We start from the raw sequence: 13,683 nt of genomic DNA, 5'->3' as shown, positions 1-13,683 counted from the left end.
AGCCACGGGCTAAAGCTCGATCTTGAAGCCCTCGTGGGAGTTGGCGAAGCCCAGCCGGCGATAGAATCGGTGGGCGTCGGTGCGGACCTTGTTGGAGGTCAGCGCCAGACTCCGCGCCCCGGCTCGGCTGGCCTCTGCCATGGCGAAGCGCACCATGGCCTCGCCGATGCGGCGGCCACGCAGCGCCCCATCCACCTGCACCGCCTCGAGAAAGGCGCGCAGGGCGCCGCGCCCCGGCAGGCTGTGCACGAAGACGAGCTGGAACGTGCCCACCACGCGCCCCTCCAGCTCGGCCGCATAGAGGCGCGCCCGCGGATCAGCGGCGATGGCGTCGAAGGCGGTCCGGTAGTCACTGACAGCCGCCGCATCACAGGTGTCGCCATGGCCGCCGAGGGCATCGGCAGCGAACAAGGCGACCAGCGCGGGCAGGTCCTGCGGCTGGGCCGGGCGGATATCTATACCGGCAACGGGATCGGTCAGCGGCACAGGGGGTCATCCGGCGAGAGGACGGTCATCTGCCAGTCGCTCCAGCGATGGGGGTTCATGGCCGGCGACCACCATTTCACCGCCATCTCGATGGTGTTCTTGTCCGGCGGCGGCAACAGCAGCTTGGGCAGGCCGTTGGCGATGCCGGTGATGCGGGCGCAGCCCGTGGTCGGTCGCGACGGCGGGCGATACTGATCCTGGTACCAAACCACCACCCGCGCGCCGGGGATCGCGGCGCGCAGACGGCCAGCGGAGAACCGGTCGTCGGCGACGAGGGTTGGTGACGCGCCGAGCTTCGTATCGACGCCGAGCTGCATCTTGTACAGCGGCTCGGCCGAGACGCAGCGCCCGCACAGGCGCGGGTCGGGCCACAGGGGCACGGCGACACGCACCGCCATCACGCCCACCGCAATGGCGGCAAGCACTCCGAGATAGAGCTTCACTCGCGGCCGCCAGCCGCCGAGCCGCTCCAGCTCCGCGAACAGATAAACCGGCAGCAGCAGCAGGAAGACGTGGAAATAGCGGTCGCGCAGGTTGGTGGTGCCCACCGCAAACGTGGTGATGAGCGTGACCACGATGCCGAGCACGATCACCGTGCGCAGCACCCGCCGCGCGGCGCCGCGCTCGGGGGCATCCGGCTGAGCGCCCTCGCCCCGGTTGTAGGGCAGGAACACCAGCGCGATCAGGCCGGCGAGCGGCAGCACATAGCCGGCGATCGCGCCGACCACGGTGACGAGCACATCGTTCCAGCCCGCACCGGTGGCGCCGATGGTCTGGGCGGTGGCGCTGGCCACGTTGTGCCCGAAGTGCCAGAGCGCCCAGCCATAGATGCCCAGCGGCACCGCTGCGACGAGCAGGCTGATGAGGATGCGCCGGTCGAGGATCACCCGCCGGTAGGTGGGCTCGATGAGGCAGGCGACGATGAGCACGCCGAGGAAGGCGGCGAAGCCAAACTTGCCGAGCATGCCCACCGCGATCCACGCGCCGAGCCCGGCATAGAGGCCAGCGGACGGTTTGCGGGCAAGCGCGATGACCGTGAGGAAGGCGCCGGCAATGGCCACGATCATCACGTTGGAATGGGTGAGGATGCGGTGGCTGTGATAGCCGATCACCCAGATGGCCGAGAGCGAGAAGGTGGCCAGCGCCTGCAGTCGCGGCTCGGCGATCACCCGGCGGGCGACGCGGTAGACCAGCATGGCGCAGGCGAACAGCAGGGTGTAGCGCAGCACCGCGAAGGACAGCCGGTCCGTGCCCAGCACCTGCTGGAGGCCCCACAGCAGCCAGTCGAAGAAGGGCGGATTGCGCGGGACGTACGACAGTTCCAGCGACTGGACGAGATAGCTCTCGATGGCGTCGTCCGGATTGACGGCGATCTCGAACACGGTGGCGATGATGGCGTGCAGCACCATGTAGGCGCCGAGGATGACCGCCACGCCCTCCTGCCGCGCCCAGAACGGAACGTCGCCGGGCGCTGCGGCCTCGGTCTCCCGATGAAGATAACTGGCAGTCACGGGACACTCCTGATGCGCGGGCCTCTATAGCTGCGCCCGCCTATCGGCGCCACCTTGGGGAAGGGCCGGACCGGGGATTGCACCCCTCATCGCGGGAATGGGATCGGATACCGCAGGGGAATGGTCACCAGGCAGCAACACTGGCAGCAACACGGGACAAGGACACAGGGTGCCTGCCCTGCCCCGGCCACCCTACAGGGTCTCCAGCACGGCGAATCGATCCCGCCCGCCGGCGGCGAGCGCGGTGTCGGAAACCTCATGCACCAGCATGTCGTCCACCCGCGCCCCGGGAGGTCCGGCGCGGCAGGCGTCCAGCATGGCCGCGACCACCGCGTCCGGGCCGGCGAAGACCGCCTCCACCGCGCCGTCGCGGCGATTGCGCACGAAGCCCTTCAGGCCCTGTGCCTCAGCCGCGCGGGCGCACCAGGCGCGATAGCCGACGCCCTGCACCCGCCCGCGCAGCATCACATGCACGTACCGCATCAAGCCCTCTTGAAAAGACCCACCGTCAGTTGGCGCAGCCGCCGGGCGCCTTGAGCGCCTCGAAGGCGGACATGGCGCCAACCAGGGCGAACTTGCCGTAGTCGATCTTCAGGCTGCCCACGACACCGTTGTCGTAGAGCTGCATGTTCATCACATAGGCCGGGGCGCGATCCACCCCGCCGGTCTCGAAATAGCTGATGGTGACCGGATAGAAGGTGCGGCCGGTCAGGCTCTCCTTCGCCGGGGCCGCGATGCGGCTCTCGTCGCTGCTGGGGCGGCCCACCACGGCGAGGGTCTCGTAGACCTTGGCCGGGTCGTTGGCTCCGTCATAGACCTTCGCCTCGATCACGCTTTCCCCCGCGGCCGCGGCAGCGAGCACCCGCTTCACATGCTCGGTGGGCAGCAGGATCTCGCCCTTGAGGTCCAGGGTGCGGGCCTGGGGCTGGGTGACGGTGACCTTCAGGGCATCGCGCCCCTGCCGCTCCACGCTGGCCTCGATCTTGTCGTCGCCATCGTCGCCGGTGGAGGTGGAAGAGAAGCGGTAGGCCTTCGCCGCCCCGTCCTCCCAGGCCTTGGAGGTCACCGCCTGGCGCAGGGGGCTGCCTTCCCCCGTGGAGGCCAGGCTCTCCTGGCGGGTGAGGGTGGAATAGCCGGCGCAGGCATCCCCGGTGATCTCGTACTGGATTACCCCGTTCATCTCCTCGAGCTGGCCCGAGGGCTTGGAGCCGTCGAGGGAGAGGCGGTAGCTGGCCTTGTGGGGCAGCAGCGGAACCGCTCCCGCCGAGGCCGCGCCGAGGCCGAAGACTGCGAGCACCGCAACGAAGGCGAGGCGCGAACGAAACTGCATGGTCAAAACTCCTCCTGCGCCGCCCCGAGGGCACGCGCCTGCGCCGCCGCGCCGGCTTGCACGGGCGCTGCGGTTCGGCGAAGAGGAAGGCCCAATTGCGCACACCGTGTGGCAGAGCCCCGCACGGGACAGGAGCCTTTCATGACCTCGCCCATCGACGCCAAGCTTGCGGACCTCGGAATCACCCTGCCGACGCCGACGCCGCCGCTCGCCAATTATGTCCCTGTCCTGCGCACCGGCAACCTGCTGTACGTCTCCGGCCAAATCTCCATCGACGGCGCCGGCAAGATCCTGGCCGGCAAGCTCGGCGCGGGCCTTGAGATCGAGGCCGGCCGCGAGGCCGCAAAGCTGTGTGCCATCAACATCCTGGCCCAGGTGAAGGCCGCTCTCGGCGACCTCGACAAGGTGGTGCGGGTGGTGAAGCTCGTCGCCTTCGTGAACTCGACCCCCGATTTCCTGGACCAGCCCAAGGTGGTGAACGGCTGCTCCGACTTCTTCGTGGAGGTGCTGGGCGACAAGGGCCGCCACGCCCGCTCCGCCGTGGGCGTCGCCGCTTTGCCGTTTGACGCGGCGGTGGAAGTGGAAGCCATCGTGGAAGTGGCCTGAGGCCGAACGGCAGGATCCAAGCATGGGTGACCTGAGCTGGCTGACGGCGCGTCCGGTCGCCCATCGCGGACTGCATGACGCGGCCCACGGCATCATAGAGAATGCCGGCGCGGCGATGGATGCAGCCATCGCCGCCGGCTACGCCATCGAGCTGGACCTGCAGGCCAGCGCCGATGGCGAGGCCGTGGTGTTCCACGACTTTACCCTCGATCGGCTCACCGACGCCCAAGGCCCGCTGGCCGACCGCCCGGCGGCGGAACTCGGCGCCATCGCCTTTCGCGGCACCGGCGACCACATCCTCACCCTGCCCCAGCTGCTGGAGCGGGTGGCAGGCCGGGTGCCGCTCATCATCGAGATCAAGAGCACCTTTTCCGGCGACACCCGCCTCGCCGCCCGGGCGGCGGACCTGGTGGCGGCCTACAACGGCCCGGCGGCGCTCATGTCGTTCGATCCGCAGATGCTGGAGGTGGTGCGCGCCCGCGCCCCCGGCGTCGTGCGGGGCATCGTTGCGGAAGGTCATTACGGGCCCGGCTGGCAGCACATCGGCCCTGCCCGCGGCTTCGTCCTCGCCAACCTGCTGCACTGGCCGCGCTCGCGATTCCAGTTCGTGAACTATCGCGTCGCCGACCTCGACAAGCCGGTGGTGCGCCTCCTGCGCGCCCTCAGGATGCCGGTGCTGACCTGGACCGTGCGGACGAAGGACCAGCGCGAGCGCGCCGCGCGCTACGCCGACCAGATCGTGTTCGAGGGCTTCCGGCCCTAGGTCCGCATGCCCATCGCGTCCCGGACCAGCGACGGTGCAGCCGAAGCACCGATCCGGGACGTGATCGCAAGAGGTCTGCGCAGCCGGCAAAACCCATATGGCGACACGGGGCGCGAGCACCTGCGGCGCGCTCGCGCGCCGACCCCCGACCATCGCCCCGCCCCGCTTCAGCCGGCCGGCGCGCGAGGGCTTCTGCCCCAGCGTTAGCCTACCTGCGGCGTCCTGTCGCGGTGGGCAGGGTGTGATGCAACGCACAAATTAGGCGGATGCCCGACGCCCGCATTCGCATCCTGCCAGCCCTCACCGAGATCAAAGCGGCCGATTGGGACGCCTGCGCCGCCGGCGGCGCGGCGCGGCCGGAGCCGTTCCTGTCCCACGCCTTCCTCTCGGCGCTGGAAAGCTCGGGCTGCGCTGCCGCCCGCACCGGCTGGCTGCCCCAGCATCTGGTGGTCGACGGGCCGGACGGCACCCCCTCGGCGGTGATGCCGGCCTATCTGAAATCCCATTCGCGCGGCGAATATGTCTTCGACCAGGGCTGGGCCGACGCCTACAGCCGCGCCGGCGGCGATTATTACCCCAAGGTTCAGGTCTCGGTGCCGTTCACGCCCGTGACCGGCCGCCGCCTGCTCTTGAAGGATCCGCAGGACCCGGTGGGCCGGCCTGCCCTCACCGCCGGGCTGAAGGAGCTGGTGCGCCTGCGCGGGGCCTCCTCCGCCCATGTCACCTTTGCCACCCAGGGCGAATGGGAAGGCCTGTCGCAGCTCGGCTTCCTGCCCCGTACCGACCGCCAGTTCCACTGGACCAATGCCGGATACGCCACCTACGACGATTTCCTGGCGGAACTTGCCTCCCGAAAGCGCAAGGCCCTGAAAAAGGAGCGGCGCGAAGCGCTGGCCGACGGCATCACCATCGAGTGGCTGACCGGCGCGGGCCTGACCGACGAGGCGCTGGACGCCTTCTTCATGTTCTATCTGGACACCGGCGGCCGCAAATGGGGCACGCCCTATCTCAACCGCGAGCTGTTCTCGCTGCTGGCCGAGCGCATGCCGCAGGACATCCTGCTGGTGATGGCCCGGCGCGAGGGGCGCTACATCGCCGGGGCCCTCAACTTCATCGGCGCCGAGACGCTGTACGGGCGCTATTGGGGCGCCGTGGAGCAGCACCCCTTCCTGCATTTCGAGGTCTGCTACCATCAGGCCATCGACTTCGCCATCGCCCGGGGGCTCAAGGTGGTCGAGGCCGGCGCCCAGGGCGAGCACAAGCTGGCGCGCGGTTATCTGCCGGTCACCACCTATTCGGCCCACTATATCGTCCATCCCGGCCTCAAGGCGGCGGTGGCGCAATATCTCGACCGCGAGCGCGCCTATGTGGAGGAAGACGCTGCCGTGCTCACCGAGCTTGGCCCCTTCCGCCGCTGCCGGGAGGAGGAACACGACTGAGGGTAATGGGACACACCTTGCGTCCCTTTTGCCGGCGTATCATCCCGCCGTTGCCCGGCCCCTTGCCCGGTCGCTATAGTCCGCCCGCGAAACCGGGGGTTTGCGATGACGTATTGCTGTGGGGTCCTGGTGCGGGACGGCCTTGTTCTGATTGCCGATACCCGGACCAATGCCGGCCTCGACAACATTTCCACCTTCCGCAAGCTCCACATCTTCGAGGAGCCGGGCCACCATGTGCTCGGCCTCGCCACCGCCGGCAACCTGTCGGTGTCCCAATCGGTGGTGAGCCTGCTGCGGGAGGGTGTCGAGGACCACGAAGCCGGCGAGCGCCACCAGCTTCGCGATTGCCGCACCATGTTCCAGGCCGCCCAGTTGGTCGGCACCGCCATCCGGCAGGTGCACAAGGTCAATGGCGAGTTGATGGAGCAGAGCGGCATCAGCTTCGAGGTGTCGTTCCTGCTTGGCGGTCAGATCCTCGGCGACTGCCTGCGCCTGTACATGGTCTATTCCGCCGGCAATTTCATCGAATGCACGCCGGACACGCCTTTCCTCCAGATCGGCGAGCACAAGTACGGCAAGCCGGTGCTGGACCGCGCCGTGACCTATGAGATGGAAATCTCCGACGCGCTGAAATCCAGCCTCATCTCCATGGATTCCACCATGCGCTCGAACCTCGGCGTGGGCCTGCCCATCGACGTGATGGTGGTGTCGCCGGACACGCTGCGCTCCGAGCTGCTCTACCGCGTCGAGCCCGGGGAGCCCTATTTCCACGACCTGCGCGAGCGCTGGTCGGCGGCGCTGCGCTCCGCCCACGCCTCCATCCCGCGCCCGCCCTATCTGAAGGACGTGCGCACCCGCCGCCTCACGGAGGTGTGACGGAAGGTTCCCCATGGGAATCCAAAAGGCACGCATCGCGCGGGACGTCGCAAGAAAAAGGGCGCCCCTGGGGCGCCCTTCATTTTTGAACGTGAGCGGCTAACGCCGACCCTCGCGCAGGCTTTTAGATCACGCCACCTTGGGGGCGAGCTTGGCGGAGACGATCTTGTCGGGATCCTTCACCGGCTCGCCGCGCTTGATCAGGTCCACATTCTCCATGCCGGAGATCACCTCGCCCCAGGCGGTGTACTGGCCGTCGAGGAAGCGGGCGTCGCCGAAGCAGATGAAGAACTGGCTGTCGCCGGAATCGGGATTCTGCGCGCGCGCCATGGAGACGGTGCCGCGGATGTGAGGCTGGCGGTTGAACTCGGCCTTCAGCTTCTTGCCCGAGCCGCCCATGCCGGTGCCAGTGGGATCGCCGGTCTGGGCCATGAAGCCGTCGATGACGCGGTGGAACGGCACGCCGTCATAAAAGCCGGTGGACACCAGTTCCTTGATGCGGGCCACGTGGCCGGGAGCGAGGTCCGGGCGGAACGCGATGGTCACCGGCCCCTTGGTGGTCTCCAGAACCAGAACTTCGTCACTCATGGGTCTCATCCTTTCGAGGCGACGCCGGAGGGTCCGGCCGCCGCGTCCGCCCGGCCGTGCCGGGGCTCAAGAAAGCCGCACCGATCGGCTGAGCCCACCGGTGCGGCACGCAATCACGTCAGCTGAATACCTTGGCCACCATCACTTGGCCGCCCTCACTTGGCGTCGGCTGCCACCTGCATCTTCACGATGCGGTCGGGGCCGGCCACCACGCCGCCCGAGCCTGAGCCCTTCTTGATCTTGTCCACGAACTCCATGCCCGACACCACCTGGCCCACCACGGTGTACTGGTTGTTCAGGCTCGGGGTCTCGTCGAACATGATGAAGAACTGCGAGTTGGCGCTGTCGGGCGAGGAGGCCCGCGCCATGCCCACCACGCCGCGCTTGAACGGCACGGAGGAGAATTCCGCCGGCAGGTTGGGATATTTGGAACCGCCGGTGCCGTCGCCGCGCAGGCCGTCGCCGGTCTGGGCCATGAAGCCGTCGATGACGCGGTGGAACGGGACGTTGTTGTAGAAGCCCTCGCGGGTCAGCGTCTTCATGCGTTCCACATGCTTGGGCGCAAGGTCTGGCCGCAGCTGGATGACCACGCGGCCATAGGGCGTGTCGAGAAAGAGGGTGTTCTGCGGATCGGGCTTGGTCTGCGCGGCCGCCGGCAGCGCGACGGCGAAGGCGAGCAGGGCTGCGGCGAGGAAGCGGCCCAAAAGACGCGTCATGAAGATCTCCTGCGAACGGCCCCTGTCGGGGCGGATAACCGTGCTTCAGCGCGGGAACTTGTCCTTGAGGCGCGCCAGCACTTCGGCCGGCACGAAGGCGGAAACGTCGCCACCCATGGCCGCGATCTGCCGCACGAGCGTGGCGGTGATGGGGCGCACCCGCGGCGAGGCGGGCAGAAACACGGTCTGGATATCGGGGGCGAGCACGCCGTTCATGCCCGCCATCTGCATCTCGTAATCAAGGTCGGTGCCGTCGCGCAGGCCCCGGATGAGCAACGTCGCGCCGAGCCGCTGGGCGGTGGAGGTGATGAGATCGCCGAAGGTGATGGCCTCCAGCGTCGCATTCTCTTGCGCAGCGATGGGACCGCACACCGCCGTGAGCATCTCCAGCCGCTCCTCGGCAGAAAACAGCGGCGCCTTGCCGGGATGGATGCCCACCGCCAGCACCAGCCGGTCCGCGAGGCGACAGGCGGAGCGCACCACGTCCAGGTGGCCGTTGGTCAACGGATCGAACGAGCCGCCATAGATGGCGGTGCGGGGCATGCGTGCGCTCATGCTGCGCTCTTCATGGGGCGTACCTCATGGGGGGCGCCTCTGCGGGCGCACCTCTCGGGGCGGAAGGGGTAGCCGTCCGCACGGCCAGACGCAACCGGCAAGGGCGGATCCAGCGGGGTGGAGCGGGGGTGCCTGCCCTAGGCCGGCGTGATGGTGGCGTCGAACGACCCGCCGGGGCCTGGCACGACCACCTTCACCGGGTGGTCCGCCAATGCCTGCACGAAGAAGGAGGCGTCCTGCACCAGGATGGGGAAGGAGCCGTAATGGCACGGCACCACGACCTCGACGCCCGGCAGGAAGCGCTTCACCGCCAGCGCCGCCACGGCAGGACCCATGGTGAAGCGGTCGCCGATGGGGATGAAGACCACCTTGGGCCGGTGGATCTCGCACATCAGCGCCATGTCGGAATAGATGTCGGTGTCGCCCATGTGCCAGACGGTGGGCTCGCCCGGCGCGCGGATGATGAGGCCGGTGGGGTTGCCGAGATATTCGGAGGGGCTGCCCGGGCCGCCCGAGGAATGGTCGGCGCGCACCATGGTCACGGTGAAGCCGCCACAATCCAGCGAGCCTCCGGTGTTCATCATCTGCCCGGCATTGCCGGCGCCCTTGGCGGCGAGATAGGCGCAGATCTCCGGATTGGCCACCACCGGCAGGGTCCGGCTGGCGTCGGCCGCATCCTCCACCAGGGAGACGGTGTCGCCCACATGGTCGGAATGGCCGTGGGTGAGCAGGATGTGCGTCACCCCGCGGGAGGCCTCCTCCACTGTGGAGGGGAAGCTGGGATTGCCGGTGAAGAAGGGATCGATGAGCACCGCCTTGTCCGCAAAGTCGAGGCGGAACGCGGCGTGGCCGAACCAGGTGATCTTCATGGGAAAGGACGCCCCTTGGCTGCGCGGAAGCACGCGCCGGTCAGCATGCAGGACAGGCTGGCCGGATCACGCGGTCTCCGTCTTGAAGTCTGGAGCCGGTTCCGGCTCCAGACTCGATCGGGCGCGGAGTATCCCGGAAGGTCCGGCATGGCGCAACGGCGAGGTGGCCTTTAGCCACGCTTGCCGGCGGAAATGGCAGGGGCCCCTCACCCCAGCGTCGAGAGCGCCGGGAAGGTCTCGATGAGCCAGTAGCTGGCATGGGCGATCCAGCCGGACATGAAGGCGATGCCGGTGAGCACCAGCAGCGCGCCCATGGCCTTCTCCACCACCGGCAGCACCTTGCGCATGTGGACGAGGCTTTTCAGGAACGGCCGCACCGCGAACGCCGCCAGCAGGAACGGAACGCCGAGGCCCAGCGAATAGATGGCGAGCAGGCCCGCGCCCTTGGAGACCGTCGCCTCCGACCCCGCCACCGCGAGAATCGCGCCCAGCACCGGGCCGAGGCAGGGCGTCCAGCCGAAGGCGAAGGCGAGGCCCATCACGAAGGCGCCCCAGATCCCGGTGGGCTCATGCACATGCGCCCGCGCGGTGCGATGCAGCAGATGGATGCGGAACACGCCGAGGAAGTTCAGCCCCATCACGATGATGGCAAGGCCGGCGATGATGGACAGCACGTCGAGATGCGCCCGCAGCAGGTCGCCGATGGCCGAGGCGCCTGCCCCCAGCATCACGAACACCACGCTGAAGCCGGCCACGAACAGCACCGCCCCCACCATGGCCCGGCGCCCCACCTCCTTCACCGGCTCGTCGCCGGCAAGGTCGTCCAGCGTGCTGCCACCGAGGAAGCACAGGTAGGGCGGCACCAAGGGGAGCACGCAGGGGGATACGAAGCTCACGAGGCCGGCGAGGAAGGCGGCGGGCAGGGTCACGTCGGCCATGGGTCTTCGTCGCAGCTCCTCTGTCGCGCGGGCGGTGGCGGGCGGGCGTCCCGTCGACGCACCGTCTCGTGTTGCTTTGCCTCATGGGCCGCCGGAGACGTTCGGGCAAGCCACACTTCGCCGCGCTCCCCGCCTTGTGAGCGCGGCCGGCGCCCCGGGCCGGCGCCGGCCGGGGCTTGCACAGGGGCTTGCAACCGCCACACTTCAAGGACATCTGAAGGGCATGAGCGACGAGCGCACGCCCCCCCGCCGGCCGCAGGTCTTCCGCCTCGACGAAGCCGCCATCACCATGGCGCCGCCGGAGCCGGCGGAACCCGCCTTCCCCCTGCCTGTGCCGGTTCCCGAGCCGCGCCGCAGTTGGGGCCTGTCGCTGGCCGGCCTGTTCTGGTCGGCGCTGGGCGGCGTGCTGAGCCTGATGGCCTATGTGGGCCTCAGCCAGCTCATCGCCGACCTGTTCGCCCGCGCCGAATGGCTCGGCTACGTGGGCCTTGCCTTCACCGCCGCGCTGCTGGCTGCCGCCCTCGCCATCGTGGCGCGGGAGGTGGCGGGGATGGCGCGGCTGACCAAGCTCGACGCTATCCGCGCCAACGCCGAAAAGGCCCTTGCCGAGGACGACCGCGCCCTCGCCGAAGCCGTGGTGCGCGACGTGCTGCGCCTGTCGGCCGAGACGCCCTCCCTCGCCCGGGCCCGCACCGACCTGGAGGGACACCTCACCGGCATCATCGACGGGGCGGACCTGGTGCGCCTGTCCGAGCGCACCTTGCTGGCGGGCCTTGATTCCCGCGCCCGGCAGATGGTGTCGGATGCGGCACGCAACGTCTCCGTGGTCACCGCCGTGTCGCCGCGGGCGGCGGTGGACCTCGCCTTCGTGCTCTACAGCGCCGTCACCCTCATGCGCCGGCTCGCCCAGCTCTATGGCGGGCGGCCCGGAACGTTGGGCACGTTTCGGCTGGTGAAGCATGTGCTGGGGCATCTCGCTATCACCGGCGGCATGGCGGCCGGCGACACGCTGGTGCAACAGATCGTGGGCCAGGGGCTGGCGGCGCGGCTGTCGGCCCGGCTCGGCGAAGGGGTGGTGAACGGGCTGCTCACGGCACGCCTCGGGCTCGCCGCCATCGCCGTCACCCGCCCCCTGCCCTTCACCGCCCTGCCCGCGCCGCGCCTCGCGGATGTGGCCGGCGGGCTGCTGCGCAAGGCCGAGGAGGACGAGGCGGCGGCCTCACGCCGGCAGTAGGTACGCCGGAATGGCATCCGGCGTGTAGCGCACCGGGCGATTGCGCCAGATCATCTGCGCCGTGGGCCAGACCACGAACGCCCCCATGGCGCCGAGGAACAGCGCCACGCTCCATTGCCTCTCCATGACCGCGAAGCCCAGCACCGTGGCAAGCCCCGCGAGGGCCGCGAACCCCACCGCCACCATCAGCGCAAACCGCCACGGCCCATAACCGCCGCTGAAGCGGGCGCCACTACCCGCTTTCGCGAGCGCCGCATGCAGCGCCCGGACGAAGGCCGCATAGTCCGCCCCCTGGTCGCGCACGCCGGTGAGCGAGATGCGCGAGGCGGACCCCGTCTTCAACTTCGTGCCGTCGCGGCCGGACAGCTCGATCTCGAAGCTATGGTTCGCGAACTTGGCCGGCAGGAAGCGCAGGGTGACGGTGGTCACGTCGGCCAGGGCAAGCCGCCCCTCCTTGGGACCCACCGCGAACTCCAGCACCGGCGGGGCGAGCTGGAGCCGCACGCCGGCGCCGCCGAGGCGGGGAAAGCAGGCATAGGCGGCGACGGTGGAAGCCACGCTCACGTCAGCTCCCGCATGGCGGCATCAATGCCCTCGACGGTGAGCGGGAACATGCGCCCGTCCATGAGGTGGCGCATGAGGCGGATGGATTCCGTATAGCCCCAATGGGGCTCGGGCACCGGATTGAGCCACGCCGCCTTGGGATAGGTGGTGGTGAGGCGCTCCAGCCAGACCTTGCCCGGCTCGGCATTGTTGTGCTCCACCGAGCCGTTGGCATAGGTAATTTCATACGGGCTCATGGAGGCATCGCCCACGAAGATCAGCTTGTAGTCGTGCGGGTAGGTGTGCAGCACGTTGAACAAAGGGATGCGCTCGGTGGCACGCCGGACGTTGGATTTCCACACGCCCTCGTAGACGCAATTGTGGAAGTAGAAGTGCTCGAGGTGCTTGAACTCGGCGCGGGCGGCGGAGAACAGCTCCTCCACCTGGGCCACGTGCCAGTCCATGGAGCCACCCACGTCGAGGAACAGCAGCACCTTCACCGCATTGCGCCGCTCCGGCCGCAGCCGCACGTCGAGCCAGCCCTGGCGGGCGGTCTCGCGGATGGTGCCGTCGAGGTCCAATTCCTCCGCCGCGCCGATGCGGGCGAACTTGCGCAGGCGGCGCAGCGCCACCTTGATGTTGCGGGTGCCAAGCTCGACCGTGTCGTCGAGGTCCTTGAACTCGCGCTTGTCCCAGACCTTCACCGCGCGGAAATTGCGGTTGCCATCCTGGCCGATGCGCACGCCTTCGGGATTGTAGCCGTAGGCGCCGAAGGGCGAGGTTCCGCCGGTGCCGATCCACTTGGAGCCGCCCTGGTGGCGCCCCTTCTGCTCCTCCAGCCGCTGCTTCAAGGTCTCCAGCAGCTTGTCGAGCCCGCCCAGCGCCTCGATCTGGGCTTTCTCCTCCTCGGTGAGGTGCTTCTCCGTGAGCTTCCTCAGCCAATCTTCGGGGATGGAATGGCCTTCCTCGCCGAGGGCGCTTTCAAGGCCCTTGAAGCAGCGGCCGAAGACCTGGTCGAAGCGGTCCAGGTGGCGCTCGTCCTTCACCAGGCTGGCGCGGGCGAGATAGTAGAAGGCATCCACCTGCCGGCCGGCCACGTCGCGGTCCATGGCCTCCATCAGCGTGAGATATTCACGCACGGAGACCGGCACGCCGGCGGCCTTGAGCGCCTCGAAGAAGGCGATGAACATTAAAGGCTTCTCCCCGCTCCACGCCCTGCGCCGGCCCAC

Annotated in this window: 16 protein-coding genes; 5 read left to right on the top strand and 11 right to left on the bottom strand. The window is 68.8% G+C overall.

Going from position 1 to position 13,683, the window contains the following annotated elements; all coding sequences use genetic code 11:
- Positions 1–9: 9 nt before the first annotated feature.
- From FZ033_RS16675 to FZ033_RS16660, 4 genes are all read right to left on the bottom strand, one after another.
- Entirely contained in the window at positions 10–486 is a 477-nt protein-coding gene (locus FZ033_RS16675) for a GNAT family N-acetyltransferase (RefSeq protein WP_232847528.1), read from the bottom strand.
- The gene (locus FZ033_RS16670; protein ID WP_149577220.1) at positions 477–1,997 is read right to left on the bottom strand and encodes an ArnT family glycosyltransferase; all 1,521 of its coding nucleotides are present in this window, start codon (positions 1,995–1,997) and stop codon (positions 477–479) included. Before FZ033_RS16670 ends, FZ033_RS16675 begins: the two co-directional genes overlap by 10 nt.
- 192 nt (positions 1,998–2,189) lie before the next feature.
- The gene (locus FZ033_RS16665; protein ID WP_149577219.1) at positions 2,190–2,480 is read right to left on the bottom strand and encodes an acylphosphatase; all 291 of its coding nucleotides are present in this window, start codon (positions 2,478–2,480) and stop codon (positions 2,190–2,192) included.
- A 25-nt stretch (positions 2,481–2,505) separates the two neighbouring features.
- On the bottom strand, positions 2,506–3,327 hold the full coding sequence (locus FZ033_RS16660) for a cell envelope integrity EipB family protein (protein WP_149577218.1): 822 nt from the start codon (positions 3,325–3,327) through the stop codon (positions 2,506–2,508).
- A gap of 141 nt (positions 3,328–3,468) precedes the next feature.
- Here FZ033_RS16660 and FZ033_RS16655 point away from each other — a divergent pair, with 141 nt between their 5' ends.
- The 4 genes from FZ033_RS16655 to FZ033_RS16640 all read left to right on the top strand — a co-directional run bounded on the left by FZ033_RS16655 (position 3,469) and on the right by FZ033_RS16640 (position 7,011).
- A complete protein-coding gene (locus FZ033_RS16655) occupies positions 3,469–3,933 on the top strand; it encodes a RidA family protein (protein WP_149577217.1) in 465 nt (154 codons plus the stop codon).
- Positions 3,934–3,955: 22 nt separating this feature from the next.
- On the top strand, positions 3,956–4,696 hold the full coding sequence (locus tag FZ033_RS16650) for a glycerophosphodiester phosphodiesterase family protein (protein ID WP_149577216.1): 741 nt from the start codon (positions 3,956–3,958) through the stop codon (positions 4,694–4,696).
- Between the two features lie 266 nt (positions 4,697–4,962).
- Entirely contained in the window at positions 4,963–6,135 is a 1,173-nt protein-coding gene (locus FZ033_RS16645) for a GNAT family N-acetyltransferase (protein ID WP_149577215.1), read from the top strand.
- A 105-nt stretch (positions 6,136–6,240) separates the two neighbouring features.
- Complete coding sequence (locus FZ033_RS16640; protein ID WP_012115762.1) at positions 6,241–7,011, top strand: proteasome-type protease; 771 nt, start codon at positions 6,241–6,243, stop codon at positions 7,009–7,011.
- A gap of 129 nt (positions 7,012–7,140) precedes the next feature.
- Here FZ033_RS16640 and FZ033_RS16635 read toward each other — a convergent pair whose 3' ends face one another.
- The 5 genes from FZ033_RS16635 to FZ033_RS16615 form a co-directional block, all read right to left on the bottom strand.
- Positions 7,141–7,599 carry a peptidylprolyl isomerase gene (locus tag FZ033_RS16635; protein WP_408068491.1) on the bottom strand — a complete coding sequence of 153 codons (459 nt, stop codon included), beginning with the start codon at positions 7,597–7,599 and terminating at the stop codon, positions 7,141–7,143.
- 155 nt (positions 7,600–7,754) lie between these two features.
- The gene (locus FZ033_RS16630) at positions 7,755–8,315 is read right to left on the bottom strand and encodes a peptidylprolyl isomerase (RefSeq protein ID WP_149577213.1); all 561 of its coding nucleotides are present in this window, start codon (positions 8,313–8,315) and stop codon (positions 7,755–7,757) included.
- Between the two features lie 45 nt (positions 8,316–8,360).
- A complete protein-coding gene (coaD, locus tag FZ033_RS16625) occupies positions 8,361–8,858 on the bottom strand; it encodes a pantetheine-phosphate adenylyltransferase (RefSeq protein ID WP_149577251.1) in 498 nt (165 codons plus the stop codon).
- Positions 8,859–9,007: 149 nt separating this feature from the next.
- Positions 9,008–9,739 carry a metal-dependent hydrolase gene (locus FZ033_RS16620; protein ID WP_149577212.1) on the bottom strand — a complete coding sequence of 244 codons (732 nt, stop codon included), beginning with the start codon at positions 9,737–9,739 and terminating at the stop codon, positions 9,008–9,010.
- 206 nt (positions 9,740–9,945) lie between these two features.
- A complete protein-coding gene (locus tag FZ033_RS16615) occupies positions 9,946–10,677 on the bottom strand; it encodes a cytochrome c biogenesis CcdA family protein (RefSeq protein WP_149577211.1) in 732 nt (243 codons plus the stop codon).
- A 223-nt stretch (positions 10,678–10,900) separates the two neighbouring features.
- On the opposite strand from FZ033_RS16615, the gene FZ033_RS16610 reads away from it, so the two are divergent.
- A complete protein-coding gene (locus tag FZ033_RS16610; protein ID WP_149577210.1) occupies positions 10,901–11,911 on the top strand; it encodes a YcjF family protein in 1,011 nt (336 codons plus the stop codon).
- Here the strand turns inward: FZ033_RS16610 and FZ033_RS16605 are convergent.
- Positions 11,897–12,475, bottom strand: coding sequence for a hypothetical protein (locus tag FZ033_RS16605; protein ID WP_149577209.1), 579 nt, complete (start codon positions 12,473–12,475; stop codon positions 11,897–11,899). The genes FZ033_RS16610 and FZ033_RS16605 overlap by 15 nt on opposite strands.
- Positions 12,472–13,644 (bottom strand): vWA domain-containing protein, encoded by a 1,173-nt coding sequence (locus FZ033_RS16600; protein WP_149577208.1) that lies wholly within the window; start codon positions 13,642–13,644, stop codon positions 12,472–12,474. Before FZ033_RS16600 ends, FZ033_RS16605 begins: the two co-directional genes overlap by 4 nt.
- Positions 13,645–13,683 lie beyond the last annotated feature (39 nt).

The sequence above is a fragment of the Xanthobacter oligotrophicus genome, assembly GCF_008364685.1.
Lineage (GTDB): Bacteria > Pseudomonadota > Alphaproteobacteria > Rhizobiales > Xanthobacteraceae > Xanthobacter > Xanthobacter oligotrophicus.
The sequence above is the reverse complement of the archived record's forward strand: the minus strand, read 5'-3'. Positions and strand labels throughout refer to the sequence as shown.

What these genes read in the sequence shown, in the direction of transcription:
- FZ033_RS16665 (WP_149577219.1), bottom strand. Translation starts at nt 2,480, where the DNA reads ATGCGGTACGTGCATGTGATGCTGCGCGGGCGGGTGCAGGGCGTCGGC.
- FZ033_RS16660 (WP_149577218.1), bottom strand. Translation starts at nt 3,327, where the DNA reads ATGCAGTTTCGTTCGCGCCTCGCCTTCGTTGCGGTGCTCGCAGTCTTC.
- FZ033_RS16655 (WP_149577217.1), top strand. Translation starts at nt 3,469, where the DNA reads ATGACCTCGCCCATCGACGCCAAGCTTGCGGACCTCGGAATCACCCTG.
- FZ033_RS16650 (WP_149577216.1), top strand. Translation starts at nt 3,956, where the DNA reads ATGGGTGACCTGAGCTGGCTGACGGCGCGTCCGGTCGCCCATCGCGGA.
- FZ033_RS16645 (WP_149577215.1), top strand. Translation starts at nt 4,963, where the DNA reads ATGCCCGACGCCCGCATTCGCATCCTGCCAGCCCTCACCGAGATCAAA.
- FZ033_RS16640 (WP_012115762.1), top strand. Translation starts at nt 6,241, where the DNA reads ATGACGTATTGCTGTGGGGTCCTGGTGCGGGACGGCCTTGTTCTGATT.
- FZ033_RS16635 (WP_408068491.1), bottom strand. Translation starts at nt 7,599, where the DNA reads ATGAGTGACGAAGTTCTGGTTCTGGAGACCACCAAGGGGCCGGTGACC.
- FZ033_RS16630 (WP_149577213.1), bottom strand. Translation starts at nt 8,315, where the DNA reads ATGACGCGTCTTTTGGGCCGCTTCCTCGCCGCAGCCCTGCTCGCCTTC.
- coaD (WP_149577251.1), bottom strand. Translation starts at nt 8,858, where the DNA reads ATGCCCCGCACCGCCATCTATGGCGGCTCGTTCGATCCGTTGACCAAC.
- FZ033_RS16620 (WP_149577212.1), bottom strand. Translation starts at nt 9,739, where the DNA reads ATGAAGATCACCTGGTTCGGCCACGCCGCGTTCCGCCTCGACTTTGCG.
- FZ033_RS16615 (WP_149577211.1), bottom strand. Translation starts at nt 10,677, where the DNA reads ATGGCCGACGTGACCCTGCCCGCCGCCTTCCTCGCCGGCCTCGTGAGC.
- FZ033_RS16610 (WP_149577210.1), top strand. Translation starts at nt 10,901, where the DNA reads ATGAGCGACGAGCGCACGCCCCCCCGCCGGCCGCAGGTCTTCCGCCTC.
- FZ033_RS16600 (WP_149577208.1), bottom strand. Translation starts at nt 13,644, where the DNA reads ATGTTCATCGCCTTCTTCGAGGCGCTCAAGGCCGCCGGCGTGCCGGTC.